Genomic DNA, 22,344 nt, shown 5'->3' with positions numbered 1-22,344 from the left:
GTTACTTTTTGTCACGACGGACAAAAAGTGACCCGCCCGGGTGGGCGGAACAAAGACTATCTGATTGCAGTGGAAGGAGCTTGAAACGCAGATTTAGTCGGCCACCTAACATGACCGCTCCGCGCCGAAAGCAGCCCCGGCATTAATCAGCCACCTCTAACCAGAAATCCGTTGAAGCTGTCGCCCAAACAGTAAATACCTACACGCCGCCAGAAATCACAGCCGGGTGAAGCTGACCAGGTTGCCTGCACCGCGACTAAGGCGGAACGGCAATGCGCGGGTGACGTAGCGGTCCCCTACCACCCGGGTCAGATGCAGCACGGCGATATTGTCGCCGCGGAACAGCGCCTCCGGGTCTACCCGGTTGAACTGGGTGCCCAGCCCGCGCACCCCGGCGGTGGGGCCAGAAAAGCCCAGCTGCTGCCAGATCGGCGGTGGCAATTGTTGCAGCAGGTCGCGCTGGTACTGATCCAGCTCCGCCATATCGGCGGCGTTCAGATTGGTGCTACCTTCGGCCAGGTCGATCACGCCGCTGTCAAAAGAGCTGCCGCTGGTGGTTTTCTCCGATACCAGTTGGTCGTTTTCGTAATGGCGTTCGGTCTTGCTCCAACTGACCGACAGCGACCACTCCAGCCAGATGCGGTAGTTGAGGTAGCGGTCGGGGAATTGGCGCTGGCAGCTTTTATCTTCCAGATAGATGGCATGAAAGGTGGAGTCATCCGGGGCGTCATCAATGTGCGCGCTGATCAGCAGGCCGTCGTCGTCAAGGCGACCGGCAAGGCTCAGTTCGATATCACTGAGGTCATCTTCAAAGTGCTGCCGCGCTGACTTGGGGATCGGGTCTTTGACCGTGGGCGGCGCATCCGGCTCATCCTCAACGCCATCAAAGGGACCAAAGCCCCCGAGCACCTTGCCGATCAACGCATTACCCATCGATTGGACCGCGCCGCTGAACCAACCCTCCTTGGGGCCGATCACCAGCGACTGTGCTGCCCAGGGGCCAGCGCAAGGAGACTGAACCCGGGCGGCGGGATCGGGGGCCGGTGCGCCCGCCAGCACTTGGCCCTGAGCATCGTCATCCGCACTGGCAATCGGCGGCAGGGGCAAGGTGGGTGCTCCCGGCGCGGCTGGCAGCGGCCCCGGCAGCAACAGCGCTGGCAAGGTCAGCCGTGGCCAGGGCTGACCGCTACCGTAGGCAAAATCGGCCTTGGCGTTGTCGTACTGGGGAGCCTGCACCTTAGGCGCTGCCGATGCCGCGGTGGCAGGCGTCGGTCCCGCCGGGGTCGACGGTGGTTGGGTGATACTGAGGGTGGCGCCGCTGGCGCTGTTTTGTTGCTCGGTTGGCGCCGCGTTTACCCCCTCTTTTGCCGGTACGGGGTTGGCGGTAGGCGCCGGTGGCGGCGCGCTCTGGCAGCCGCCAATCAGCACCAAGCCCAGCGCCACGGCTAACGGGCTTAGGGAAAGATCGCCGCGCCGCTTCATGGCTGCTCTCCGCATTGCGGTTGGCCACTGAGCGCAGCGGCGGTAGCGCAGGCGTCCAGCAGGCCAGCACCATAGTCAGCATCGGGGCCGGGGCCACCGAGGTCACGGCCGAACTGCACCAGTGCGCTGTGCAGTTGCTCGCCGCGGGTTTGCGGTGCCAACTGCAGTAGCAGCGCGGCCACCCCGGTGGCGTGAGCGGTGGCCATGGAGGTGCCGGACAATAACGGCTGACCAGCGCTGGGGCCGGCGGTGATGATATCCACACCGGGAGCGGACAGCTCGATGTAGGCCCCGCGATTGGCCTGTGGGTAAAGTTGCCCGGCGGCGTCCACCGCGGTCACCGCCAGCGCCTCCGGCCAGGCGGCGGGGAACAGCGGCTGGGCGTTGGGGCCACCGTTGCCGGCGGCGGCGATCACCATCAACCCGCGTCGGGTTGCCTCCCGCACCAAGCGCTCAAGCAGCGGCGATGGCGGTCCGCCCAGGCTCATATTGATCAGCGGGGTTTCCGCCATGATCGCCGCATCCAGCGCCTTGATCAGGCTGCTGCTCCAGCAACGCGCTGCCAGACTGCCGGGGTCGCGCGGCTGGCAGGCTTTGTAACTGTGTAGCCGCACGCCGGGGGCCACCCCGTAAGCGCCGATACCGTTGCCACGGCTAGCAGCGATGATGGCAGCCACCCCGGTACCGTGAGGGTCGGCCGAATAACCACGGCCGCTGAAATCCACTGCGCTGACCACCCGCCCCTGCAGTTCGGGATGCTCCCGATCGACCCCGGTATCGATCACCGCCACATCGATCGGGCTGCCGTCCCAGCGTGCCATCAGCGGCTCGGCGCGACTCAAGGCCGGCGCGTAATTGAACGCCGCCAGCGGATCGGGAATCGAGGCCACCGCCAGAGAGGCACTGGCGGCGCTGGCAACAGCATGGTCATCGACCAGAGTGAAGTAGGCGACATCTTTCTGCACCGCGCTGACGCCGGCCATTCCGCCGAGCAATGAAACCCAGCCGTCCAGTGAGCTGGCGCTGCCGCGCGGGCGCAGCAGCCGCACCAGCCGTTCACCCGTGCTGTTGAGGGTAACCTCTTCCAGTACCTGCAGGCCCAGATTCTGCGCCCACAGCAACAGGTCTCGGCCATCCTCGGGAATCAGCACCACCAGTTGGTCGGGGCGCGCATGGGGTTTGAGGTACTCGGCCGGGGTCTGCTCACTCTGGCAGGGGTTAAGCTGGCGCACCACCCAGCAGGCGGGATCGGCATCGTCTGGCAGCACGCCCCGCCAGGGCATTCCCTCAAGCCCGGCGCTGCAACCATCGGGTCGCCCCGCCAGCGCCGCATTAAGATCGGGAGCCCGTGGCAGCAGCCAAGTGTTGGAGGGCTTGCCTTGATGGCTGCTCTGTACACTCTGGCAACTGGCGTTGAGGCAGGCGGGCGCCGCCGGATTGCTGTTGTCGCACTGCGCCTGCAACGCCGACCAGCGCGCATCATCAGCGCGAAAACTGACAAACTGGCGGCCGTTGGCCGCCGGCAGGCGACGCCAGTCAGTCAGCCCGTTAGCCTGGGCCCAGCGCGCTGGATCTTGCCCGGCGGGCAGCGACAGGGTGCGCAGCGGTTCACTGGTGGCCTTGAGGGTCGGCAGCGACTCCCAGCCCCAACTGGCACTGGCCGCGGCGAGCAGAAACAGGGCCAGCATCCATCGCCCGTAGCAGCAGCTGCCTATAACGGACCTCATTGCGACGCTCCCGGCAACGCCAGCTGCAGCCAGCTTTCACGCCGGGTGCCATCCTGATGCCAGACCTGCAGCCGCAGCGTCAGTGTGCGCCCCTTCGGCAGGGTAGCGGGATCAACCCGCGCGATAACGCCGCTGTCCGAGGGTTGGGTCAGGGTATCGATCAACTGCCAGTTTGGCGGCGCCTCCCCCAGACCGTAACTGAGTTCCGCGCGGGCAAAACGATCAGCGTCAGCCACCCCCAGCAGCTCCAACTGCCGCTCACGGCTGACCTGCACACTGAGCAGACGCGCGTCGACAAAGCGTTGCGGTGAGGCCACCAACGCGGCGTCGGCGTCGAGCAGGCCATAGCCGCTGAGCTGGTCGATTCCTGTAGGCCCACGATCGGCGGCGGACTGCAGCAGCATCCGCTGCAGCTGGGGCGGTTCCAGCCAGGGATCGCGACCGAGAATCAGCGCCGCCACTCCGGTGACAAACGGCGCGGCGAAGGAGGTGCCGGTGGCGCGGTAGTAATCCTGCTGCACCACCGCACTGCCCGGTTGGTAATCAGGGGCGCCTATAGTGCGCAGAAAATCACTGCCGCGTGCTCTGAGCGAGAGGATATCCACCCCGGGGGCGAGCAGATCCAGCGCCGGCCCCCAGTCACTGAACGGCGCCCGCTCGCCTTGCGGGGTTGCCGCCCCCACCACCAGCGGACCGGTCAGACGTTCATAACCCAGACTGAGGTCGCCACTGGCACGGTTACCGGCGGCGATTACTACCACCGCTTCTCGTTCCAGGGCATAACGCAGGGCGTCCAGCTCCTCGGGTCCCGGCTCGGCACCGCCAAGGCTCAACTGGATCAACTGTGCACCTTTGTCCACCGCATAACGCAGCGCTGCGGCAATATCGGGGCCTGCCGCGTGGCCGCTGGCGTCAACCACTTTGAGCACCATCAGTCGCGCATTGGGGGCGATACCACTGATGCCAATGCCGTTATCCCGTCGTGCGGAAATAATGCCGGCTACGTGGGTACCGTGGCCCTGGTCGTCCCAGGGATTGTTGTTGTTATCGACGAAGTTCCAGCCAATCAGATCGTCGATGTAGCCGTTGCCGTCATCGTCGCGGCCGTTGGGCTTCTCATCAGGATTGCGCCACAGCGGCTCGATGCCGAGGTCGGGGTGGGTGTAGTCCAGCCCACTGTCGATCAGCGCCACCCGCACCGGCTCCAGTTGCAGCGGATAACGGCTGAGCGGCTGGCCGCCATCGCGATAGAGACCGATCTGGTACAGCCCCCACTGGTCCGGGCGTGATTGGCCCCAACTGCCGGCACTTTGCAGCAGCGGATCATTGATGACCACCACCGGTGGTACCGCGGCTGACGCTGGCAGGGTCGAACTCAGCGCCGCACTGACCATGGCACCACCGGTATCCGGCAAGCTACTGCTGCGGGTGTCCGGCATAACCCCGGATATGGCCGCGGACGCGGGTTCAGCGCCAGCGCCAACACCGCCCGGCGGGCCGACCTCTGCCTCAGCCAGCGTAGCAACCACTAGCAGGCCACACGCCAGCCACGGGGATTTCACTGCGCCGGCTCCAGATAGGTGACAGCCGGGTGAGCCTTGAGGGCGGCGGTCCGCGCGGCCTGCTGATCATCGTCCGGCAGTCGAATCCGGTAGGTTCCGAGGGCGCTGGGGCCGGCGATGATTTCAGCCTGCTGCGAACGCAGCAGCGCCTGCAGCGCATCGGCGCGGGTGTCGGGAGCCAGGCCCAGCGTCAGTACCACGCCGCCGGCCACCACCGCCGGTGGACCGGACAGCACCTGATAGCCGGGCTCCTCGGTTTCGGCCGGCAGCATCAGCAGTGCACCCAGCACCATCACTACCCCTAGCTGAGACACCATCGCCACCCTGGCAAACGCCGGGGTCAGGTTCCATTGCAACGACTGTCGGAATCGCTGCCACAAGGAACCGCCTGAGGCGTCCAGCTGGGGCTGATTGGCAGCCTCGTCTTGGTCGATACGGGCCATCAGCGCATCCAGCCCCGCTTCAGTATCAAAAGCACTTTCCTCGCTGCCGGTTTCGGCCACGCTGTCGCGCATGAATTCGTATTCGGCCAGCTGCATCTGGGCCTCCGGGTTATCTGCCAGCCACGCCTCAACCTGCTGCCGTTCCGCCGCGTCGAGGGTGCCGTTAACATACCAGGCCAGCATCTCTTCCATCCGTTGCTCGCTCATGTGACACCTCCTGTTTCTGACAGACTCAAGCCCAGATTGGTCAGCCAGGGTTTGAGCTTGGCCTTGGCGTGGTACATACGGGTTTTCACCGTGTTTTCAGGGCATTGCAAAATTTCGGCAACCTCTTTGTAGGAGCAGTCATGAAAGAACGCCAGCTCCACCACTTCGCGGTGTTCCGCCGACAAGCGCGCCACCGTGTTGCGCAGTAACTGACGCAGCTCATCCTGGGTGCAACCGCTGCTGGCATCGCCAGCCTCATCTTCCGCCTCCGGGGCCTGGCTGTACTCCACCGTGTCGAGCTGCTTGCCGCGAATCGCGTTGAGGGTGCGGAAGCGGGCCATGCCGAGAATCCAGGTGGAGGGGGATGAACGGCGCTCGTATTGCACCGCGCCTTTCCAGATCTCCATCATCACATCGTTGACCAGCTCCTCCGCCTTGGCCTCATCCTTGATCATGCGGGTGACGAAACGAAAGATACGCGGCGCATAACGGCGATAGAGCTGACCCAGCGCCACCCGGTCGCCCTGGCCGATTCGATGAATCCAGGCGATCTCTTCAGCGACGCGTTCACTGGCAGTGTCCATTGCGGGAACCTCCGTCAGCGGGCGGCTCGAAAGCCGTGTTGGCACCGGGCGATGCAGAGATGACGGTATGCGCATTGTCGCCGTGAACCGAAAACCGAAAGCCGACCGGATGACGCTGGCCGGGGCGATGGCGCGCACCTAACAGCTTAGGAAGCGCGCTGGGCTTTTGCCAATCCCAACTGTCAGCGTCGGGATTGGCCGTAAAAGCAAGAGCGGTGATCTGCTCGGGATGCGTCATGTTCAGATCACCCAGTTTTCCTGAATCGCCACCGGCACGCCGTAGTAACGGGGCTCTGCCTGAGTCAGGGCGGCCAGCGCGCGGCGGCAGTTCATCGCCAGAAGTTCACGCTTGAGGGTTTCAAAATCGCTGCGGTTTACCAGCAGCGCTTCGTGGGTCCGACCTTGACTGCGAAAACGATGGACCAGTTCGTTGAGGGCGGTGCTGATCATGATGGACTCCGGGCGCGATGCGCGTTGCTGTGTCTCTTGTCCGGTAGGTAACGGCCAGATCGTTCCGGGTTCAAATTACTTTCAAGCCCGCGACATCATCGACCCACTGGACAAAGTGCGTGTTGCGAATCCTATACTTAGCCCTACACCCTCCATTACTGTCAGCAGCCATGCGGTTTCCTTTTCGCACGCTTTTTGAGTTCGCCAATAACGATGACGAAGCCCGCCTGTGCCGGGATATTCCTGAGCGCCAGTGCCACGAACAACCACGAAATCTGATCAGCCAGGTGAGTGCGCAGGCGTTCAGCAAAACCGGCGACGCGCTGGCCGACACCAAAGTGGTACTGCCCTGGCTGCTGGCGGCGGTGGGTGCACCGGCATTCATGTCGACCCTGCTGGTACCGATCCGCGAAGCGCTATCCCTGCTGCCCCAGATCCTGTTTGGCGCGCTGATCCGGCGCTATCCGGTACGCAAGGTATTCTGGGTCGGCAGCAGCGTGGTTGAGGGGGGCTGTGTAATGCTGATGGCGATGGTGGCGCTGGCAAACCTGTCCGGTGCGCTAGCCGGCACCCTGATTCTGATGCTGCTGGTGGTCTTCAGTGCCGCGCGCGGGGTGGCATCTATCGCCGCCAAGGATACCCTGGGCAAGACTATCACCAAGGGGCGACGGGGGCGGGTCAACGGCTACTCCGCCACCATCGCCGGCATCAGCGTGGCGACGGTCGGACTCGGGCTGACCCTGGCTCAACACGGTGGCGATTCGGCCAACTGGCTACCTTGGCTGCTGTTCGGTGCCGGCTGTTGCTGGCTGATCGCCGCCGGCTGCTTCAACCTCACCCGCGAATACCCGGGCGCCACCGACGGTGGCCGCCAGCTAGGCGATCTGATGCGAGACCAGTGGCACCTGCTGCTGCATGACCCACAGTTGCAGTTGTTCCTGCTCGCCCGCGCCCTGTTGCTGGCCACCGCACTGGTCGGCCCACTTTACGTGCTATTGGCCCAGCAGCAGTTGGGCAGCGCGCTCGACAGTCTGGGTTGGCTGATCGTTGCTTCAGGGCTCGCCGGTGCCTGCAGTTCGCTGGTGTGGGGGGCGCTGGCCGACTATTCCAGCAAACTCACCATGGCGCTGGCGGCGTTACTGTCAGCCCTGTTGGGCGCCGGGGTGGCTGCCTGCTACTGGTGGCTGCCAACGGTCACCGGCCACGTCGCCTTTTACGCGCTGGTGCTGTTTGTGCTGGGGGTCGCCCATGCGGGCTTCAGGATTGGCCGCAAAACTCACATCATCGACATGGCCGCCGGCGATCTGAAGGCCGAGTACGTGGCGCTCAGCAACACCCTGATCGGCATCCTGTTGCTGCTTGCCGGCGGCTTGACGGCAGCGCTGGTGGGGCTGGGGCTGGTCACCGCAATCGCCACCCTGTCACTCATCACACTGCTGGGCGCGCTCGCGTCACTGGCACTCCGTAACGCGCAACAGTAAGGCCAACAGTTGTTTAATATTAAGAATAATACTTTGTCCTATTTATAACCTTATGCAAATAGTGCATTATGCGCCCGCCCTTGAGGAGCACAGGGGCCTACCGTGACCCTGCCCGGTAGCGAAGTTTTACAAGGAGTTTGGCCACCCATGGCTTGTACCAATTGCCAACAGCAGGCACTCTTAGAAGGTGCCACTGATAACACCAACAATAAAAATAAGGCGACTGTGATGCCCGACCTGACACTGGAACGCTTTCTGGTCGAATCGTTCGACGAAGCGGTAGAGCGTTTAACCCATTTCAGAGACAGCGGTCTCGACAAGCCGGCCCGGATCGAACTGGCATTCCCAACCGACAACCTGCCCGACGAACTGATCAGCGAATTCCGTAAAGAGGCGGCGTCCATCGGCCTGATGGTCTGCGTTGCCGCGTAATCGCTGATTACGCCCCATCCATTAATAATCCCTGGCCGTCCGGGGATTATTAATTAGCCAAGCACGCTGCACGCATTGCATTGCATTGCGTGCCGTCCCGGCCTCCCTTAGCATCATCATCCCGCCGTCGTTCGAGTCATGGCCCACCCTATGAGCGCGCTGTTGAGCTCTGCTGTACTAGAGAGTCCCAGTCTGTTGTTGCTTGCTGCATTGGTTTTGCTGGGCGCTCTGGCGGGCTTTATCAGTGCCATCGCAGGTGCCGGCGGGCTACTGGTGTTGCCGGCCCTGTTGATGCTTGGCGTGCCACCCATAGCCGCACTCGCCACCAACAAACTGCAGAACGTGTTCGGCACCGCCTCGTCGATGCTCAACTACTTTGCTAAAGGCCAGATCGAACTGACCGGCATGCTGCCCGCAATCCTCTGCGCCCTGCTGGGATCGGCCATCGGCACCTTCTGCGTGCAGCAACTGGACGCCACGCAGTTGGCACAGCTACTCCCCCTGCTGCTGATTCTGGTTGCGCTCTACTTCTCGCTGTCACCCCGGGTTGGCGACCTCGACGCCCGCCCTCGCCTGGGCCATACCGCCTTTGCCCTCACAACGGCCTCGACGATCGGCTTTTACGGCGGCTTCTTCGGCCCGGGTATCGGCTCGCTGTTCGCCGTAGCGTTCGTCAGTCTGCGTGGCTATAACCTGGTGCGCGCCACCGCCCACACCAAGGTGTTGGTGTTTGCCACCAACCTCAGCTCGCTGCTGCTGTTTATCGGCGCCGGAGAGGTCATATGGACTCTGGGGCTGTGCATGGCCGCCGGCCAGATAGTGGGCGCACGACTGGGCTCTAATCTGGTCGTCCGGCGCGGCGCGGGGCTGGTTAAACCGATGATCATTATCGCCACACTGGCGCTGGCCACCCGGCTGCTGTGGCAGGCGTGGTAGCATCGCCGTGGCGGCCACAGAAGGCGGGCATAAGTATCATGAAGTTAAGGCATTTTCCGCGAATGGAGAGAACACGCGATTTGTCATCACTTTGGGTTACACTCAAACACGTCTTACGGAAAGCAGATCAACTATCCATGGAATAGCAGGCGGAATGGCCAAGCGCTCAGTCAGCCTCGAGGGCCCACTTTCGCAGCCAACGAGCCGGACCAGACCGTAAACCTTCGAGGATGACCCTAGATGTCAATTGCCAATGAAATTCTCAATTACGTGTTCAATTTCTGGATCGGACTGGCGATTTTTTTCGCCATACTGGTTTCCAAATCGATCTACCAGGTGCCCCAGGGTTACGCCTACATTGTCGAACGCTTCGGCAAATACAACAAAACCCTCAACGCCGGTCTCAACTTCATTATCCCGCTGATCGATCGCATCGCCGACAAGCGTCTGCTGAAGGAGCAAGCGGTAAACGTCGACCCGCAAACCGCCATCACCGCCGACAATATCACCCTCAGCATCGACGGCGTGCTGTACTTCAAGGTGATCGACCCTGAACGGGCCACCTACGGGGTCGATAACTACGTCTTCGCCCTCAGCAACCTGGCCCAGACCACCATGCGCGCCGAAATCGGCAAGCTGGAACTGGACAAAACCTTCGAGGAGCGCGACATGCTCAACACCAACATTGTCGCCTCCATCAACAAGGCGGCGGAGCCCTGGGGGGTCACCGCCATGCGCTACGAGATCCGTGACATCGATCCGCCCGCCTCGGTGATGTCGGCGATGGAGCAGCAGATGAAGGCGGAACGGGAGAAGCGCGCCAAGATTCTGGAATCCGAGGGCGAAAAACAGGCCGCCATCAACCGCGCTGAAGGTGAAAAGCAGGCGGCGATCAAAGCGGCGGAGGCAGACAAGCAGGAACAGGAACTGCGCGCCCAAGGGGAGGCCGCGGCGATTCTGGCGGTCGCGGAAGCCAAAGCCCAGGCAATCCGCCAGATCGGCGAGGCGGCCAACAGTCCCGAAGGCCAGAAAGCGGTGCAACTGGATCTTGCCACCAAGGCCATTGAAGCCAAGCAAGCGATCGCCAAAGAGGGCACCGTGGTGCTGCTGGATGGTGCCAAAAGCGAAGCTGGCGCCACCGTTGCCGAGGCGATCAGTATCGTCGCAGCGATGAACAAGAGTGACGCTTTCTCGGCCTGAGCGAGCGGTCAAATCGGGGCGGGCTGCGCCCCTCCCCCTGGGATGGAGTCACAGCATGGGTAACTTCTTCAGCGAGCCGTCAAGCATCTGGTTCTTGATCGGTTTTATCGCCCTCGCGGTCGAGGCCTTTGTCCTCGGCCTGTCCTCCGGTTTGCTGCTGTTCGGCGGCCTCGCGGCACTGCTCACCGGCGCGCTGTTTACGGCAGGCGTTCTGGATGGCCACGCTTTCGGTATCGCCCCACTGGCAGTAACGGGAATCGGTTCCGGCCTACTGGCACTACTGCTGTGGCGACCACTTAAAGCGCTGCAAAACCGCAAGGGTGAGATGTATCAGGAAAACAACAGCGACTTCGTCGGCCTCAAGTTCAGCCTGCCCACTGAACTCTCCCACCAGAGCCCCGGCGTTCATTCCTATTCGGGCATCGACTGGAAGGTCGAGCTGGATGCCTCGACCACCAAACCAGTTCCGGCCGGCCAACGACTGGAAGTGGTGCGTGTTCGCGTGGGCTGCTTTACGGTGAAACCGATTGCCACAGATGGAGCCTCCCCATGAGCCGCCCCCGACATGGAAAAATTTGCCACGGGGTTGGTTAACCCGGCGCACAAAAACTATGCTGGCAGCGAGAAGCGAACGACTAACAGGAGGTGATAACCATGCTGGGCGAGAACCACTCGTTACTGAATGAGTTCCCTGAGTTCAACGACACCATTGAGTCACTCAAGCAGTCCAATTCCGCCTTTGCGGACGAGGTGAAGCGCTACGACCTGCTGGATGCCGAGATCCGCAAACTGGAGCTGCGGGACTCCCCGATCGCGGATGACGAAATGCTGGCACTCAAGAATCAGCGTGCGGAATCGAAAGACGACCTGTATCAACAACTGAAAAACGCCTGAGCAGGCGACACCGGCAACGAAAAAGCGGGTGTTGAGGGTAAACCTCGGTGCCCGCTTTTTGCTTTTCTGCAACTGCGTTTAACCGCGCCAAAGGCGTTTACGCGATGCGTTCAAACACCAGATCCCAGACCCCGTGGCCCAGTTTTTCGCCGCGGCGCTGGAACTTGGTGTCGGGACGATGCTCCGGCTGGGGGGAGTACTGTCCGTCGCCAGCATGATTGCGATAGCCCTCGGCAGCGCTCATCACTTCCATCATATGCTCGGCGTAGGGCTCCCAGTCGGTGGCCATGTGGAAGCAACCGCCGATCTTGAGCTTCTGGCGGAAAGTCTGGGCGATCTCCGGCTGAACCATGCGACGCTTGTGGTGCTTTTTCTTGTGCCAGGGATCGGGAAAGAACAGCTGGATGCCGTCAAGCGAGCCGTCAGGGATGCATTCGGCCAGTACCAGCAAAGCGTCATCGTTGTAGACCTTGAGGTTGGTCAGCCCCGCCTTGGAAGCGTTGTTGAGCAGGCGGCCGACGCCGGGCTTGTGGACCTCGATGCCGATGTAGTTGGCTTCCGGCGCGGCTTCCGCCATCGCCAGTAATGAATCACCCATGCCGAAGCCGATCTCCAGAATGGTCGGCGCCTGGCGCCCGAATACCTCGGCAAAGTCGATCACCCCGGCTTCGCGGTTCAGCCCCAACAGCGGCCACTGCTGCTCCAGCGCTTTCTGCTGCGAAGGAGTCATGCGACCGGTGCGCATAACAAAGGTACGGATAGAGCGGTGGTGCTTGTTCTCTTCGGTCATGGTTGTCGTCAAAAATCGGTTTTGAATGATCGTAATTGAATACAGGAACCCACAAATAACAAAGGCCGGGAGCAGCTCCCGGCCTTTGTTTGGCGGCTGCCGTTAATTGTCCAGTTGGCTGAGATCCCGCACCGCGCCCTTGTCGGCGCTGGTGGCCATCTTGGCGTACACCTTGAGCGCCGTTGAGACCTTGCGCGGTCGCTCCTCGGCCGGTTTCCAGCCCGCGGCATCCTGCTTGGCGCGACGATGGGCAAGCTCTTCGTCGCTGACCAGCACTTTAATGGTCCGGTTGGGGATATCGATACGAATCTTGTCGCCCTGCTGCACCAGACCGATAGCGCCACCAGCGGCGGCTTCGGGTGACACGTGACCGATAGAGAGGCCGGAGGTGCCGCCGGAGAAGCGGCCATCCGTCAGCAAGGCGCACTCTTTCCCCAGCCCCTTGGACTTGAGGTAACTGGTGGGGTAGAGCATCTCCTGCATTCCGGGACCACCGCGCGGTCCTTCATAGCGGATCACCACCACATCCCCGGCTTTGACCTTGTCGGCCAGAATGTCGGCCACCGCCTGATCCTGGCTTTCACAGATGTAGGCGGAACCTTCGAACACCCAGATGCTCTCGTCAACGCCGGAGGTTTTTACCACGCAGCCGTCTTCGGCGATATTACCGTACAACACGGCCAGCCCGCCCTCTTGGCTGTAAGCGTGCTCGATGCTACGGATACACCCCTCAACGCGGTCGGTATCGAGACTGCTCCAGCGTCCACTCTGGGAGAACGCCACCTGGGTCGGAATACCGCCGGGGCCAGCACGGTAGAACTTTTTAACCGCGTCATCGCTGGTGGTCATCACATCCCACTGATCCAGCGCGTCCTGCAGCGTTTCACTGTGGACGGTGCTGACGCTGGTGTCGAGCAAGCCACCACGGGCCAGTTCGGCCAGAATTCCCAGAATGCCTCCGGCACGGTGAACATCTTCGATATGGTACTTCTGTGCGTTGGGCGCCACTTTGCACAGGTACGGAACCTGGCGGGAGAGCCGGTCCATATCCGCCATGGTGAAATCGACACCCGCTTCCTGAGCCACCGCCAGCAGGTGGAGAATGGTGTTGGTGGAACCGCCCATGGCGATATCCAGAGTCATGGCGTTGGCAAATGCGGCCTTGGTAGCAATACCGCGAGGCAGCACGCTGGCGTCGTCGTCGTGGTAGTAGCGCTTGGCCAGATCGACGATGCGGCGGCCCGCTTCCAGGAACAACTCTTCACGGTCGGCGTGGGTGGCGACCACGGTGCCGTTGCCCGGCAGCGACAAGCCCAAAGCTTCGGTCAGGCAGTTCATGGAGTTGGCGGTGAACATGCCGGAGCAGGAACCGCAGGTGGGGCAGGCGGAGCGCTCCACCTCGTTGACCAGTTCGTCACTGGCGCTGTCATCGGCGGCCAGCACCATGGCGTCAACCAGATCCAGACCGTGATCAACCAGTTTGGTCTTGCCCGCTTCCATCGGTCCGCCGGACACAAAAATCACCGGAATATTGAGGCGCATGGCGGCCATCAGCATCCCGGGGGTGATCTTGTCGCAGTTGGAGATACACACCAGCGCATCAGCACAGTGGGCATTGACCATATACTCCACCGAGTCGGCGATCAGGTCACGCGAGGGCAGCGAGTAGAGCATACCGTCATGGCCCATGGCGATACCGTCGTCCACCGCGATGGTGTTGAACTCCTTGGCCACGCCGCCGGCTTTTTCAATTTCGCGCGCCACCAGCTGACCCATATCCTTGAGGTGGACGTGACCGGGAACAAACTGGGTGAAAGAGTTGGCAACCGCGATGATCGGCTTGTCAAAATCGCCATCCTTCATACCGGTGGCGCGCCACAGGGCACGGGCACCGGCCATATTGCGGCCCTGAGTAGTGGTACTGGAACGGTAGGCTGGCATGGTGCGAATTCCTCAAACTGGCTGACATTGCAGGGCGGATACTATAGCAAGCACGGCGCGCCGGGGAAACGCCGCTACCGCGGGCGCGGCTGCGACCTTCGCGGTGCTTGCGGGGGACTGTCAATTTGCTATCGTGAGCGCCGGAGGATTAAAGATGAAAAAAATAATCAATAAGCCGCAGATTCGCCAGGACCGTCACCTGCGCTGGATGATGCACGCCGGCATCCCAATCGCCATCATCGCTGTCGGCAGTCTGTGGCTGGGACGTACCATTGGCTCGCCCGCATTGGGCATGTTGTTTCTGGTCGCCATGCCTGCCGCGCTGGCACTGGGGCTGGCGTACAACATCCGCTTTATGATCCTTGCCAATCGCGCCCGCAAACAGGACAAGCAGTAACCATGGATCCCCGCCTGCTGAACGGCTTCCCCGCCCTTGCGTCGATCAACGATCCGGCCGCGCTGGCCATACTGGCCCAGGCGCAAGCGGTGGAGGTGCCCGCGGGGCAGGTGATCTTCCGCCCCGGAGACCCCTGCCAGAACTACCTGATGGTGGTTAACGGGCGGGTCAAGGTGACCGGACGGTCACCCTCCGGGCGAGAAATCGTGCTCTATCGCATCGAAGGCTGCGGTACCTGCGTGCTCACCACGGCCTGCCTGCTCAGCCGCGAGCGCTACCCCGCCGAGGGGGTCAGCGAGACCCCGGTACTGGCATTTGCGCTGCCCCAACCGCTGTTTCAACAGGCGCTGGCGATCAGTGCCGAGCTGCGCGATTTTATCTTTGGTGCCTACGGCCAGCGCCTCAGCGCCATGATCTCGCTGGTGCAGGAGGTTGCGTTCGAACGCATTGACCTGCGTCTGGCGCGTTATCTGGTCAGTCAGTCCGAAACCCGGGTCGAGGTTCGCGCCACCCATCAGGAGCTGGCCACCGAACTGGGCTCCGCCCGTGAAGTGGTCAGCCGCCAACTGAAAGAGTTCGAGCGCCGCGGCTGGATTCAGCTGGGACGAGGGACCATCCGCGTCGATGCCATCGACGAGCTGCGCCGCTTTGCCGACGCATTCCAGCCCTAGCCCCCTACATAGCCTTATTAAACGTCAGTTTTCTTTACACTGAGCTCATAATCATCTCAACAATTACAAGCGATATCCTTTCTAATCAACATATTGACAATTACGGCCTGACCTTTGCTTTAGCTGGAGAAAACAAAGCTAATCAGGGACATCGCCATGAGCTTACTCAAATCAAGTCGCACCGCGTTCCGGGCGCTAACCACCTTAGCGCTAATGCTGTTCGGCATGAGTCTGGCGCACGCCACCCCGACTTACCTTCGCTCAACCGTCGCAGCGCCTTGGGGCCAATCGACCAATGAAGCCGCCATGGACAGTGTGTTCGGTGCAGGCAGCTGGAACGATTTCCGTTATGAAACCGTCGATACCGGCGCGTTGTTCAGCGGTACCGACTTTATCTTCATGGAAGGCGGTGACGGCACCGCGAATGAGATGGAGGCCTTCATCACCGCCAACTCAGCCAGCATCGGCAGCTTCCTCAATGCCGGTGGCAGCATCTTCTTTAACGCGGCCCCCAATGAAGGCAACGGCATGAACCTGCTGCCGGGCGTAGACCTTGTGTATGGCCCCGGTCCTTTTTGCGGCAGCGACTGCAACGCCACCGGCCCGCACGATATCTTTACCGACCTTGGCTTTGGTCTCCCGGGAACTTCATTTGGGGGAACCTCATTCTCGCATGCCATCATTACCGGTGCGGTTAGCAGCCTGATTGAAGATCTCAGTGGTAACACCCTGCTCGGCGAATTGGCCGTGGGTAACGGTCTGGCGCTGTTTGGCGGCATGACCACCACCAACTTCCACAGTCCGCAACCAGGTGCCGCTATTCTGCGCCAAAACATCCTCGCCTACGCGGCCAACGCGGTGGTCACCGCTGAAGTCCCGGCACCGGCCACGCTGGCCCTCGCCCTACTGGGGCTGGCAGCAGTCGGCGCGTCACGGCGCAAGCAAGCCGCATGACTGAAGGTTCATGATTATCAAAAGCCGGCCCCTGTGCCGGCTTTTTTATGGCAACTCGCTTGTGTGACCTTGTCACTGAACTCCCCTGCCCGGCGGCGTAGAGTTAACCTACCACCGGCACCCCGCCGGACGTTCCAAGCAGATAGGAGAACTCAACATGCAGCAGAACATCGGCACCGTCGACAAAGCGCTTCGTATTCTGGTTGGCCTGGCGCTGATCGCCATGGTCTTCGTTGGCCCGCAAACTCCCTGGGGCTGGATCGGCGTTGCGGTCATTCTGATCGCGCTGGTGGGCATGTGCCCGCTGTACAAGATCCTGGGTATCAGCACCTGCAAAAAGTGCGCATCCTGAACTACTGATCAGCAAATCCCCTTAAAAACACCCGCTTCGGCGGGTGTTTTTGTATCTACCCTATGGACGACTGGACGACTATCCGGGGTCGAAAAGTTTTCCCGGTCGTTCAGATTGGATTCAGCCAGCCCCTCGTAAGCTGTACCCAACAGTGACAGCAACGCGAGGAAATCGTCATGTTCAAGCAGCTGGTTTCAGGAATGATCATCGCCGGTATGATGACCGGTACCGCGCTGGCCGACCACCGTGGGGGCAAGTTCGACCGGGGGCAGGGTCACACCACCTTTGCCAAGGTGGTCAACGTCGAGCCGATCACCAAGACCTATACCCAACGGATTCCGCAAGAATCCTGCTGGCAGGAGCAGGTGCGCTACGAAGTACCGGTCAATGGCGGTTATCAGTCCGCTACTCCGGCGATTCTGGGGACCATTATCGGCGCAGCCATCGGCAACAGCCTGGGTAACTCGCACCACAAGACCAACCGCAACATTAAAACCGTGGCGGGCGGCCTGATCGGCGCGTCTATCGGTAACGATATCGGGCGTCGGCATTCCCAGCAGGGCACCCGGGTGGAGTACCGTAACGAAGAACGCTGCGAGGTCAGCTACGACACCCGCTACGAAGAGCGGATCGTCGGCTACGATGTGACCTACCGCTTCCAGGGCGAGACATACCACACCCGGATGGACTATGATCCGGGCAACAAACTGAAGGTCAAAGTTAACGTACGGCCGGTGATGTAACCGGCCTCACAGGGAGGTTTCCGGCACCTTGCGCCTAGCGACATCGACTAACGGCATCATGAGTGTTCTGCTCCTCAGCGCGGCTCTGGCATTCGCCGCCCCCGCCTATAGCGACCTCAGCCCGGATCAGGCGGCACGCACCGCCGAAAGCCGCTACGGCGGTCAGGTGCTCGACATCCAGTCGGTACGCACCGGCGATGGCAAAGGCTATCGCATCAAACTGCTGCAACCTTCCGGTCGGGTCAAACTGCTGGTGATCGATGCCAGCGACGGTGCCTCGCAAAACTTTCGCGACAACGACGACAATGGCGGCAAGGGTCGTGGCAGGGGCCGCGGCCGCGGTCGGGGTGGAGACGACTGATGCGGATACTGATTGTCGAAGATGAACCGCGGCTGGGCGAACAGCTGCTGGCACAACTGCAGGCCGCCCAATACGCCGCCGACCTGGCACCCGACGGACGTGAGGCACTCTACCTGGCGGCTGAATGGCAGTACGATCTGGCCATCATTGATCTGGGACTGCCTGACCTCAGCGGCATGGAGGTGATCCGCCAGTTGCGTGAGAAGAAGCTGGAGTTCCCAATTCTGATCCTCACCGCCCGCTCTGACTGGCAGGACAAGGTCGAAGGGCTGGAAGCCGGCGCCGACGATTACCTCACCAAACCCTTCCATGAACAGGAGTTGCTGGCCCGCCTCAACGCACTGCTGCGCCGGGTAGCCGGCCATGCCTCACCCCTGCTGCAATACGGTCCGATCGAGCTGGACACCACCGCCAAGCAGGTACGCCTCAGCGGTGATCCGGTGGAGCTGACCGCCTACGAGTATTCCACGCTGGAGTATCTGATCCACAACGCTGGCAAGGTGATCTCCAAAACCCGGCTGACCGAACACCTCTACGACCAGGATTTTGATCGCGACAGCAACGTGATCGAAGTATTCGTCACCCGTCTGCGCAAAAAACTCGATCCCGCGGGCACGCTCAAACCGATCGCCACTGAGCGCGGCCGCGGCTACCGCTTTGTGCTGGAGCGCAATGGCTAGCAGGCTAACCCGCAGGGCATCCTCAGTCCGATGAGCTGGCTCCGCCCCCGCACCCTGACCGGCCGCCTGCGACTGGCCTCCTGCCTGCTGCTACCGCTGATGCTGGGCCTCACCGCGCTGGTGCTGGACCGCGCCTTTGACCGCAGCCTGCGGGTAGCGATGGAGGAGCGACTCAAACTGCAAACCTATGTGCTGTTGGGTGCCGCCGAAGCGGGTGGCGGCCAGTTGTGGATGCCTCCGCAGCTGCAGGAACCCCGTTTCGGCCAGCCCGGCTCCGGCCTATATGGCATCGTTGCTGACGGTAACGATCAGGTGCTGTGGCGCTCCCCCTCCGCCCTGGGCGAGCCGCTCAGCCTGCCCCGCGCCGACCGTCGGCAGCAGTTCGGCCAAAGCACCCAGGGGCTGTTTTTTTACAGCTATCGGGTTACCTGGGAAACCGAGGATGGCCGCGAGACGCCGCTGCGCTTTGTCAGTATTGAACAACCCGCCACCTACCTGGCCGAACGCCGCGGCTTTCGCACCCTGCTGTGGTCGGGTCTCGGCCTGTTGGCGCTGCTACTGCTCATTGCCCAAGGTGTGCTGTTGCGCTGGGGACTGCGCCCGTTGAGCGGCCTGGCGGCCGACATCAAGGCGATTGAAAGCGGTGAGGCGGAGCAGCTCAGCGGCGACTACCCGCGCGAAGTGGCCCCGGTAACTGAGAACCTTAACCTGCTGTTAGCCGGTGAACACCGCCAGCGCGAGCGTTACCGCAACACCCTCGCCGATCTGGCGCATAGCCTCAAAACCCCACTGGCGGTGATCCGCAACATCGATCCGGGCCGAGTTGAGGACCTGAGTGCGCTGAAGGAGCAAGTGGACCGCATGGATCAGATCATCAGCCACCAGCTGGGGCGCGCGTCGACCGCAGCCAACCATCAACTACTGCAGGCGGTTTCTGTGCGCGCGGCGGCGGAGCGTATCGGAACGGCCCTTGGCAAGGTCTACCGCGATAGCCACCGTAACTTGCGCATCATCGGCGACGAGCTGCATTTCCGGGGGGATGAACGCGACCTTATGGAGGTGCTGGGTAATCTGCTCGACAACGCGTTCAAATACGGTCGGGGAGAGGTTCAGGTCACTCTGACAGAGACGCCAACGCAGCAGCAAATCCTGATCGAGGACAACGGCTTGGGCATCGATGATTCGCTGCATCAGACGATTCTGGAGCGCGGCACCCGCGCCGACAGCCTGCCTCGTGGACAGGGCATCGGGCTGGCGGTGGTTAAGGATATCGTCACCAGCTACAACGGCGAACTCAGCATAGGCAGCAGTGCTGAACTGGGCGGCGCGGCTTTTACCCTGCGATTCCCCCGGCGTGCTGCCGTCACCAACTAACCTCACCGCTCGCGCTCTCTGATACACTGATAATCATCGGCATCGCCACACTGCTTGCTGTAGGAGCCACTTATGACCTCGTGGTCACGCATTCTCGAATCAGCCATCGCCTTTCGTCATGAACTGCACCAACACCCCGAACTCAGCTGGCAGGAGGAGATGACCGCCGGCCGCATCCGCCAACGCCTCGATCAGCTGCAAATCCGCTGGCGCCCCTGTGCCACCCACGGCACCGTGGCGACCCTGGCCAGCGACGCCAGCGGTCCACATATCGGCTTGCGTGGCGACATCGATGCGCTGCCGATCAGGGAAAAGGCCGACGTGGCCTACCGCTCGACCCATGATGGCTGCATGCACGCCTGCGGCCACGATGGCCATACGGCGGCATTGTGGGCTACCGCGGCCTGGCTGAAAGCACATGAAGACGAACTGCCGGGCCCGGTTACTCTATTGTTCCAGCCCGCGGAAGAGGGCGGTCACGGCGCCCGCGAAATGATCGCTGAAGGAGCCCTTGAGGGCATCGACTGCATTTACGGCTGGCACAATTGGCCGGCCATTCCCTTTGGCCAAGCCGTCTGCCCCGACGGCCCGGTGATGTCGGGCAACGGCAGCTTCAAGATCACCCTGCATGGGCGCGGCGGCCACGCCAGCCAACCGGACCTCTGCCGCGATCCGGTGCTGGCAGCAGCGGCTATCACACTCAATCTGCAGCAGATCATAAGCCGGCGCCTGCCGCCCCAGACCGCCGCGGTGGTCAGCGTCACCAGCATCGATGCGCTCAACCCCGAAAACGTGATTCCGGAAACGGTCACCTTGGGTGGCGGTATCCGCCTGGAGCGCCCCGAACTGCGCCAGATTATTAACGATGCGATCGACGAGATCGCCACCCAGACCGCCCTGAGCTACGGGGTCGAGGCCGAGGTGGTGCTTACCCCCCGCTACGAGGCCACGGTCAACCATGCCGACGCCGCCGCCCGCTACCGCGAAGCGCTGGCAGCCGAGTTCGGCGAATCCTGGCACGCGGGGCAGCAACCGGTGCCGATCATGGCCTCCGAAGATTTCAGTTATTACCTCAACCAGATTCCCGGGGCTTTCGCGCTGATCGGCATGTCGGCGGGCTCATCGTTTCAACACAGTTGCCACAGCCCCAGCTACCAGTTTAACGACGCCCTGCTGGAGCCCATGGTGCGGGTATTCGCACGTCTGGTGGGCGCACCGCTGCCGGACTCAAAGCGCTAGCTGCAGCCATAAACCGGGGAGGGAAAAGTAACGCCCTCGCTTGCCCCATCCCCGGTTCTCTTCTACGTTGCCAGTACGAGACGGAGATAAGCGCCGCCTCGCCATCACAAAAGCGCAAGCTTGCATCCCGGTTCTATCCGGATCGCTTCAACAACCATCGACGATAACCAGCCAACACCCGGCAGGAGGGCTAGATGGAGCTGTTTGAACAGTGGGAATCCAATATCCGCGGTTACTGCCGCGCCTATCCGACGGTATTCAACCGTGCTAGTAATGCAATTCAATACGATGAGCAGGACCACGCTTACATCGATTTCTTCGCCGGCGCCGGCGTGCTCAACTTCGGCCATAACAATCCCGGGATGAAGCGTGCCCTGATCGACTTCATCGAAGCCGATGGGGTGGCGCACAGCCTCGACATGTATACCACCCCAAAACGGGAGTTTATCCGCGCCTTCGTCGACACCGTGCTCAAACCGCGGCAGATGACCCATAAGCTGCAGTTTATGGGTCCTACCGGGACCAACGCCGTGGAAGCGGCGCTGAAGCTGGCGCGTCGCGTCACCGGACGCACCGAAATCGTAGCCTTCAGTCAGGGTTTTCATGGCATGACGCTGGGCTCGCTGGCCTGTACCGCCAACCAGGTATTCCGTAATGCTGCCGGCGTGCCTCTCAACCACGTCACCCGCGCACCGTTCGAGAACAGCGTTGGCTGCGGCAAGGGCTGTCTCGATACTCTGGAGCGCGCCTACGCCAACAGCTCCAGTGGCTACGAGCCGCCCGCTGCTTTTCTGGTCGAGGTGATTCAGGCCGAGGGCGGGGTCAACCTTGCCAGCCGCGAGTGGCTGCAGCAGCTGCAGGACCTGGCGCGCGCCCTAGATGCGTTGCTGATCATCGACGAGATCCAAGTGGGCTGCGGCCGCACCGGCAGCTATTTCAGCTTCGACGGCATGGACCTAGATCCCGACATCATCTGTCTGGCCAAAGGTATCGGCGGCTTCGGTACGCCGCTGGCGATGAACCTGGTCAAGCCGGAACATGACGCCCACTGGAACCCGGGCGAACACACCGGCACCTTTCGTGGTCAAGGGCTGTCGTTCGTCGCCGGTCGCGAGGCGCTGCGTTACTTTGAAGACGATCAATTGATGCGCCAGGTTCAGGCTCATGGCGAACAGATCGCAACCACACTGCATCAGATCCAGCGACGCTATCCGCAGTTTGCAGTGCGCGGTAAGGGGATGATCCAGGGGCTGGACGTCAACGACGGTGCGCTGGCCAAGGCGATCGCCAAAAGCTGCTTCGACGCCGGCCTGCTGATCGGTCCCTGTGGCGAGGGTGGGCGAGTGCTCAAGCTGATTCCGCCGCTGACGATCGAGACTGACACCCTGACCACGGGGCTGGAACGTTTCGCCGCCGCAGTCGATGCCAACATGGAGGGGTAAAC

25 protein-coding genes are annotated in these 22,344 nt (G+C 61.9%); 16 read left to right on the top strand and 9 right to left on the bottom strand.

Features of this window, described 5'->3' with window-relative positions; all coding sequences use genetic code 11:
* Positions 1-216 precede the first annotated feature (216 nt).
* The 7 genes from JJQ76_RS13345 to JJQ76_RS13315 are packed head-to-tail and all read right to left on the bottom strand — an operon-like array spanning position 217 to position 6,455.
* Complete coding sequence (locus tag JJQ76_RS13345; RefSeq protein WP_210397354.1) at positions 217-1,482, bottom strand: hypothetical protein; 1,266 nt, start codon at positions 1,480-1,482, stop codon at positions 217-219.
* On the bottom strand, positions 1,479-3,209 hold the full coding sequence (locus JJQ76_RS13340; protein WP_210397353.1) for a S8 family peptidase: 1,731 nt from the start codon (positions 3,207-3,209) through the stop codon (positions 1,479-1,481). Before JJQ76_RS13340 ends, JJQ76_RS13345 begins: the two co-directional genes overlap by 4 nt.
* The gene (locus JJQ76_RS13335; protein ID WP_210397352.1) at positions 3,206-4,771 is read right to left on the bottom strand and encodes a S8 family peptidase; all 1,566 of its coding nucleotides are present in this window, start codon (positions 4,769-4,771) and stop codon (positions 3,206-3,208) included. The genes JJQ76_RS13340 and JJQ76_RS13335 overlap by 4 nt, the downstream gene beginning before the upstream one ends.
* The gene (locus JJQ76_RS13330; protein WP_210397351.1) at positions 4,768-5,421 is read right to left on the bottom strand and encodes an anti-sigma factor family protein; all 654 of its coding nucleotides are present in this window, start codon (positions 5,419-5,421) and stop codon (positions 4,768-4,770) included. Before JJQ76_RS13330 ends, JJQ76_RS13335 begins: the two co-directional genes overlap by 4 nt.
* The gene (locus JJQ76_RS13325; protein WP_210397350.1) at positions 5,418-6,005 is read right to left on the bottom strand and encodes a sigma-70 family RNA polymerase sigma factor; all 588 of its coding nucleotides are present in this window, start codon (positions 6,003-6,005) and stop codon (positions 5,418-5,420) included. Before JJQ76_RS13325 ends, JJQ76_RS13330 begins: the two co-directional genes overlap by 4 nt.
* Positions 5,989-6,243, bottom strand: a complete 255-nt coding sequence (locus JJQ76_RS13320) for a hypothetical protein (protein WP_210397349.1) — start codon at positions 6,241-6,243, stop codon at positions 5,989-5,991. Before JJQ76_RS13320 ends, JJQ76_RS13325 begins: the two co-directional genes overlap by 17 nt.
* A 2-nt stretch (positions 6,244-6,245) precedes the next feature.
* A complete protein-coding gene (locus JJQ76_RS13315) occupies positions 6,246-6,455 on the bottom strand; it encodes a hypothetical protein (RefSeq protein ID WP_210397348.1) in 210 nt (69 codons plus the stop codon).
* A gap of 170 nt (positions 6,456-6,625) precedes the next feature.
* Here JJQ76_RS13315 and JJQ76_RS13310 point away from each other — a divergent pair, with 170 nt between their 5' ends.
* The 6 genes from JJQ76_RS13310 (at position 6,626) to JJQ76_RS13285 (ending at position 11,398) form a co-directional block, all read left to right on the top strand.
* A complete protein-coding gene (locus JJQ76_RS13310; RefSeq protein ID WP_210397347.1) occupies positions 6,626-7,936 on the top strand; it encodes an MFS transporter in 1,311 nt (436 codons plus the stop codon).
* A 228-nt stretch (positions 7,937-8,164) separates the two neighbouring features.
* Positions 8,165-8,368: a hypothetical protein gene (locus JJQ76_RS13305; RefSeq protein ID WP_210397346.1), complete on the top strand. Its 204-nt coding sequence runs from the start codon at positions 8,165-8,167 to the stop codon at positions 8,366-8,368.
* 150 nt (positions 8,369-8,518) lie between these two features.
* A complete protein-coding gene (locus JJQ76_RS13300; RefSeq protein WP_210397345.1) occupies positions 8,519-9,304 on the top strand; it encodes a TSUP family transporter in 786 nt (261 codons plus the stop codon).
* Positions 9,305-9,544: 240 nt separating this feature from the next.
* Positions 9,545-10,504 (top strand): SPFH domain-containing protein, encoded by a 960-nt coding sequence (locus JJQ76_RS13295; protein ID WP_210397344.1) that lies wholly within the window; start codon positions 9,545-9,547, stop codon positions 10,502-10,504.
* 55 nt (positions 10,505-10,559) lie between these two features.
* Positions 10,560-11,057, top strand: coding sequence for an NfeD family protein (locus JJQ76_RS13290; protein WP_210397343.1), 498 nt, complete (start codon positions 10,560-10,562; stop codon positions 11,055-11,057).
* Positions 11,058-11,158: 101 nt separating this feature from the next.
* Positions 11,159-11,398 carry an HP1242/YdcH family protein gene (locus JJQ76_RS13285; protein WP_210397342.1) on the top strand — a complete coding sequence of 80 codons (240 nt, stop codon included), beginning with the start codon at positions 11,159-11,161 and terminating at the stop codon, positions 11,396-11,398.
* A 97-nt stretch (positions 11,399-11,495) separates the two neighbouring features.
* Here the strand turns inward: JJQ76_RS13285 and trmB are convergent, their stop codons facing one another.
* The gene (trmB, locus tag JJQ76_RS13280; RefSeq protein WP_246480757.1) at positions 11,496-12,188 is read right to left on the bottom strand and encodes a tRNA (guanosine(46)-N7)-methyltransferase TrmB; all 693 of its coding nucleotides are present in this window, start codon (positions 12,186-12,188) and stop codon (positions 11,496-11,498) included.
* Positions 12,189-12,290: 102 nt separating this feature from the next.
* Positions 12,291-14,129 (bottom strand): dihydroxy-acid dehydratase, encoded by a 1,839-nt coding sequence (gene ilvD / locus JJQ76_RS13275; protein ID WP_210397340.1) that lies wholly within the window; start codon positions 14,127-14,129, stop codon positions 12,291-12,293.
* 154 nt (positions 14,130-14,283) lie between these two features.
* On the opposite strand from ilvD, the gene JJQ76_RS13270 reads away from it, so the two are divergent.
* The 10 genes from JJQ76_RS13270 (at position 14,284) to JJQ76_RS13225 (ending at position 22,342) form a co-directional block, all read left to right on the top strand.
* Positions 14,284-14,526: a hypothetical protein gene (locus JJQ76_RS13270; protein ID WP_210397339.1), complete on the top strand. Its 243-nt coding sequence runs from the start codon at positions 14,284-14,286 to the stop codon at positions 14,524-14,526.
* A 2-nt stretch (positions 14,527-14,528) separates the two neighbouring features.
* Positions 14,529-15,197, top strand: a complete 669-nt coding sequence (locus tag JJQ76_RS13265; protein WP_210397338.1) for a Crp/Fnr family transcriptional regulator — start codon at positions 14,529-14,531, stop codon at positions 15,195-15,197.
* Positions 15,198-15,353: 156 nt separating this feature from the next.
* Complete coding sequence (locus JJQ76_RS13260) at positions 15,354-16,151, top strand: PEP-CTERM sorting domain-containing protein (protein ID WP_210397337.1); 798 nt, start codon at positions 15,354-15,356, stop codon at positions 16,149-16,151.
* A gap of 157 nt (positions 16,152-16,308) precedes the next feature.
* On the top strand, positions 16,309-16,503 hold the full coding sequence (locus tag JJQ76_RS13255) for a YgaP family membrane protein (protein ID WP_210397336.1): 195 nt from the start codon (positions 16,309-16,311) through the stop codon (positions 16,501-16,503).
* Between the two features lie 176 nt (positions 16,504-16,679).
* On the top strand, positions 16,680-17,246 hold the full coding sequence (locus JJQ76_RS13250) for a glycine zipper 2TM domain-containing protein (RefSeq protein ID WP_210397335.1): 567 nt from the start codon (positions 16,680-16,682) through the stop codon (positions 17,244-17,246).
* 58 nt (positions 17,247-17,304) lie between these two features.
* The gene (locus JJQ76_RS13245; RefSeq protein ID WP_210397334.1) at positions 17,305-17,607 is read left to right on the top strand and encodes a PepSY domain-containing protein; all 303 of its coding nucleotides are present in this window, start codon (positions 17,305-17,307) and stop codon (positions 17,605-17,607) included.
* Complete coding sequence (locus tag JJQ76_RS13240; protein WP_210397333.1) at positions 17,607-18,287, top strand: response regulator transcription factor; 681 nt, start codon at positions 17,607-17,609, stop codon at positions 18,285-18,287. The genes JJQ76_RS13245 and JJQ76_RS13240 overlap by 1 nt, the downstream gene beginning before the upstream one ends.
* A gap of 30 nt (positions 18,288-18,317) precedes the next feature.
* On the top strand, positions 18,318-19,661 hold the full coding sequence (locus JJQ76_RS13235; protein WP_210397332.1) for an ATP-binding protein: 1,344 nt from the start codon (positions 18,318-18,320) through the stop codon (positions 19,659-19,661).
* Between the two features lie 72 nt (positions 19,662-19,733).
* Positions 19,734-20,900 (top strand): N(2)-acetyl-L-2,4-diaminobutanoate deacetylase DoeB2, encoded by a 1,167-nt coding sequence (gene doeB2 / locus JJQ76_RS13230; protein ID WP_210397331.1) that lies wholly within the window; start codon positions 19,734-19,736, stop codon positions 20,898-20,900.
* Between the two features lie 194 nt (positions 20,901-21,094).
* Positions 21,095-22,342, top strand: a complete 1,248-nt coding sequence (locus tag JJQ76_RS13225) for an aspartate aminotransferase family protein (protein WP_210397330.1) — start codon at positions 21,095-21,097, stop codon at positions 22,340-22,342.
* Positions 22,343-22,344: the final 2 nt, after the last annotated feature.

The organism is Motiliproteus sediminis (assembly GCF_017912535.1).
Lineage (GTDB): Bacteria > Pseudomonadota > Gammaproteobacteria > Pseudomonadales > Balneatricaceae > Motiliproteus > Motiliproteus sediminis.
This window is presented reverse-complemented; position numbering and strand designations above follow the sequence as displayed.

Coding starts and splice junctions, on each gene's coding strand:
- JJQ76_RS13345 (WP_210397354.1), bottom strand. CDS start 1,482: ATGAAGCGGCGCGGCGATCTTTCCCTAAGCCCGTTAGCCGTGGCGCTG.
- JJQ76_RS13340 (WP_210397353.1), bottom strand. CDS start 3,209: ATGAGGTCCGTTATAGGCAGCTGCTGCTACGGGCGATGGATGCTGGCC.
- JJQ76_RS13330 (WP_210397351.1), bottom strand. CDS start 5,421: ATGAGCGAGCAACGGATGGAAGAGATGCTGGCCTGGTATGTTAACGGC.
- JJQ76_RS13325 (WP_210397350.1), bottom strand. CDS start 6,005: ATGGACACTGCCAGTGAACGCGTCGCTGAAGAGATCGCCTGGATTCAT.
- JJQ76_RS13320 (WP_210397349.1), bottom strand. CDS start 6,243: ATGACGCATCCCGAGCAGATCACCGCTCTTGCTTTTACGGCCAATCCC.
- JJQ76_RS13315 (WP_210397348.1), bottom strand. CDS start 6,455: ATGATCAGCACCGCCCTCAACGAACTGGTCCATCGTTTTCGCAGTCAA.
- JJQ76_RS13310 (WP_210397347.1), top strand. CDS start 6,626: ATGCGGTTTCCTTTTCGCACGCTTTTTGAGTTCGCCAATAACGATGAC.
- JJQ76_RS13305 (WP_210397346.1), top strand. CDS start 8,165: ATGCCCGACCTGACACTGGAACGCTTTCTGGTCGAATCGTTCGACGAA.
- JJQ76_RS13300 (WP_210397345.1), top strand. CDS start 8,519: ATGAGCGCGCTGTTGAGCTCTGCTGTACTAGAGAGTCCCAGTCTGTTG.
- JJQ76_RS13295 (WP_210397344.1), top strand. CDS start 9,545: ATGTCAATTGCCAATGAAATTCTCAATTACGTGTTCAATTTCTGGATC.
- JJQ76_RS13290 (WP_210397343.1), top strand. CDS start 10,560: ATGGGTAACTTCTTCAGCGAGCCGTCAAGCATCTGGTTCTTGATCGGT.
- JJQ76_RS13285 (WP_210397342.1), top strand. CDS start 11,159: ATGCTGGGCGAGAACCACTCGTTACTGAATGAGTTCCCTGAGTTCAAC.
- trmB (WP_246480757.1), bottom strand. CDS start 12,188: ATGACCGAAGAGAACAAGCACCACCGCTCTATCCGTACCTTTGTTATG.
- ilvD (WP_210397340.1), bottom strand. CDS start 14,129: ATGCCAGCCTACCGTTCCAGTACCACTACTCAGGGCCGCAATATGGCC.
- JJQ76_RS13270 (WP_210397339.1), top strand. CDS start 14,284: ATGAAAAAAATAATCAATAAGCCGCAGATTCGCCAGGACCGTCACCTG.
- JJQ76_RS13265 (WP_210397338.1), top strand. CDS start 14,529: ATGGATCCCCGCCTGCTGAACGGCTTCCCCGCCCTTGCGTCGATCAAC.
- JJQ76_RS13260 (WP_210397337.1), top strand. CDS start 15,354: ATGAGCTTACTCAAATCAAGTCGCACCGCGTTCCGGGCGCTAACCACC.
- JJQ76_RS13255 (WP_210397336.1), top strand. CDS start 16,309: ATGCAGCAGAACATCGGCACCGTCGACAAAGCGCTTCGTATTCTGGTT.
- JJQ76_RS13250 (WP_210397335.1), top strand. CDS start 16,680: ATGTTCAAGCAGCTGGTTTCAGGAATGATCATCGCCGGTATGATGACC.
- JJQ76_RS13245 (WP_210397334.1), top strand. CDS start 17,305: ATGAGTGTTCTGCTCCTCAGCGCGGCTCTGGCATTCGCCGCCCCCGCC.
- JJQ76_RS13240 (WP_210397333.1), top strand. CDS start 17,607: ATGCGGATACTGATTGTCGAAGATGAACCGCGGCTGGGCGAACAGCTG.
- JJQ76_RS13235 (WP_210397332.1), top strand. CDS start 18,318: ATGAGCTGGCTCCGCCCCCGCACCCTGACCGGCCGCCTGCGACTGGCC.
- doeB2 (WP_210397331.1), top strand. CDS start 19,734: ATGACCTCGTGGTCACGCATTCTCGAATCAGCCATCGCCTTTCGTCAT.
- JJQ76_RS13225 (WP_210397330.1), top strand. CDS start 21,095: ATGGAGCTGTTTGAACAGTGGGAATCCAATATCCGCGGTTACTGCCGC.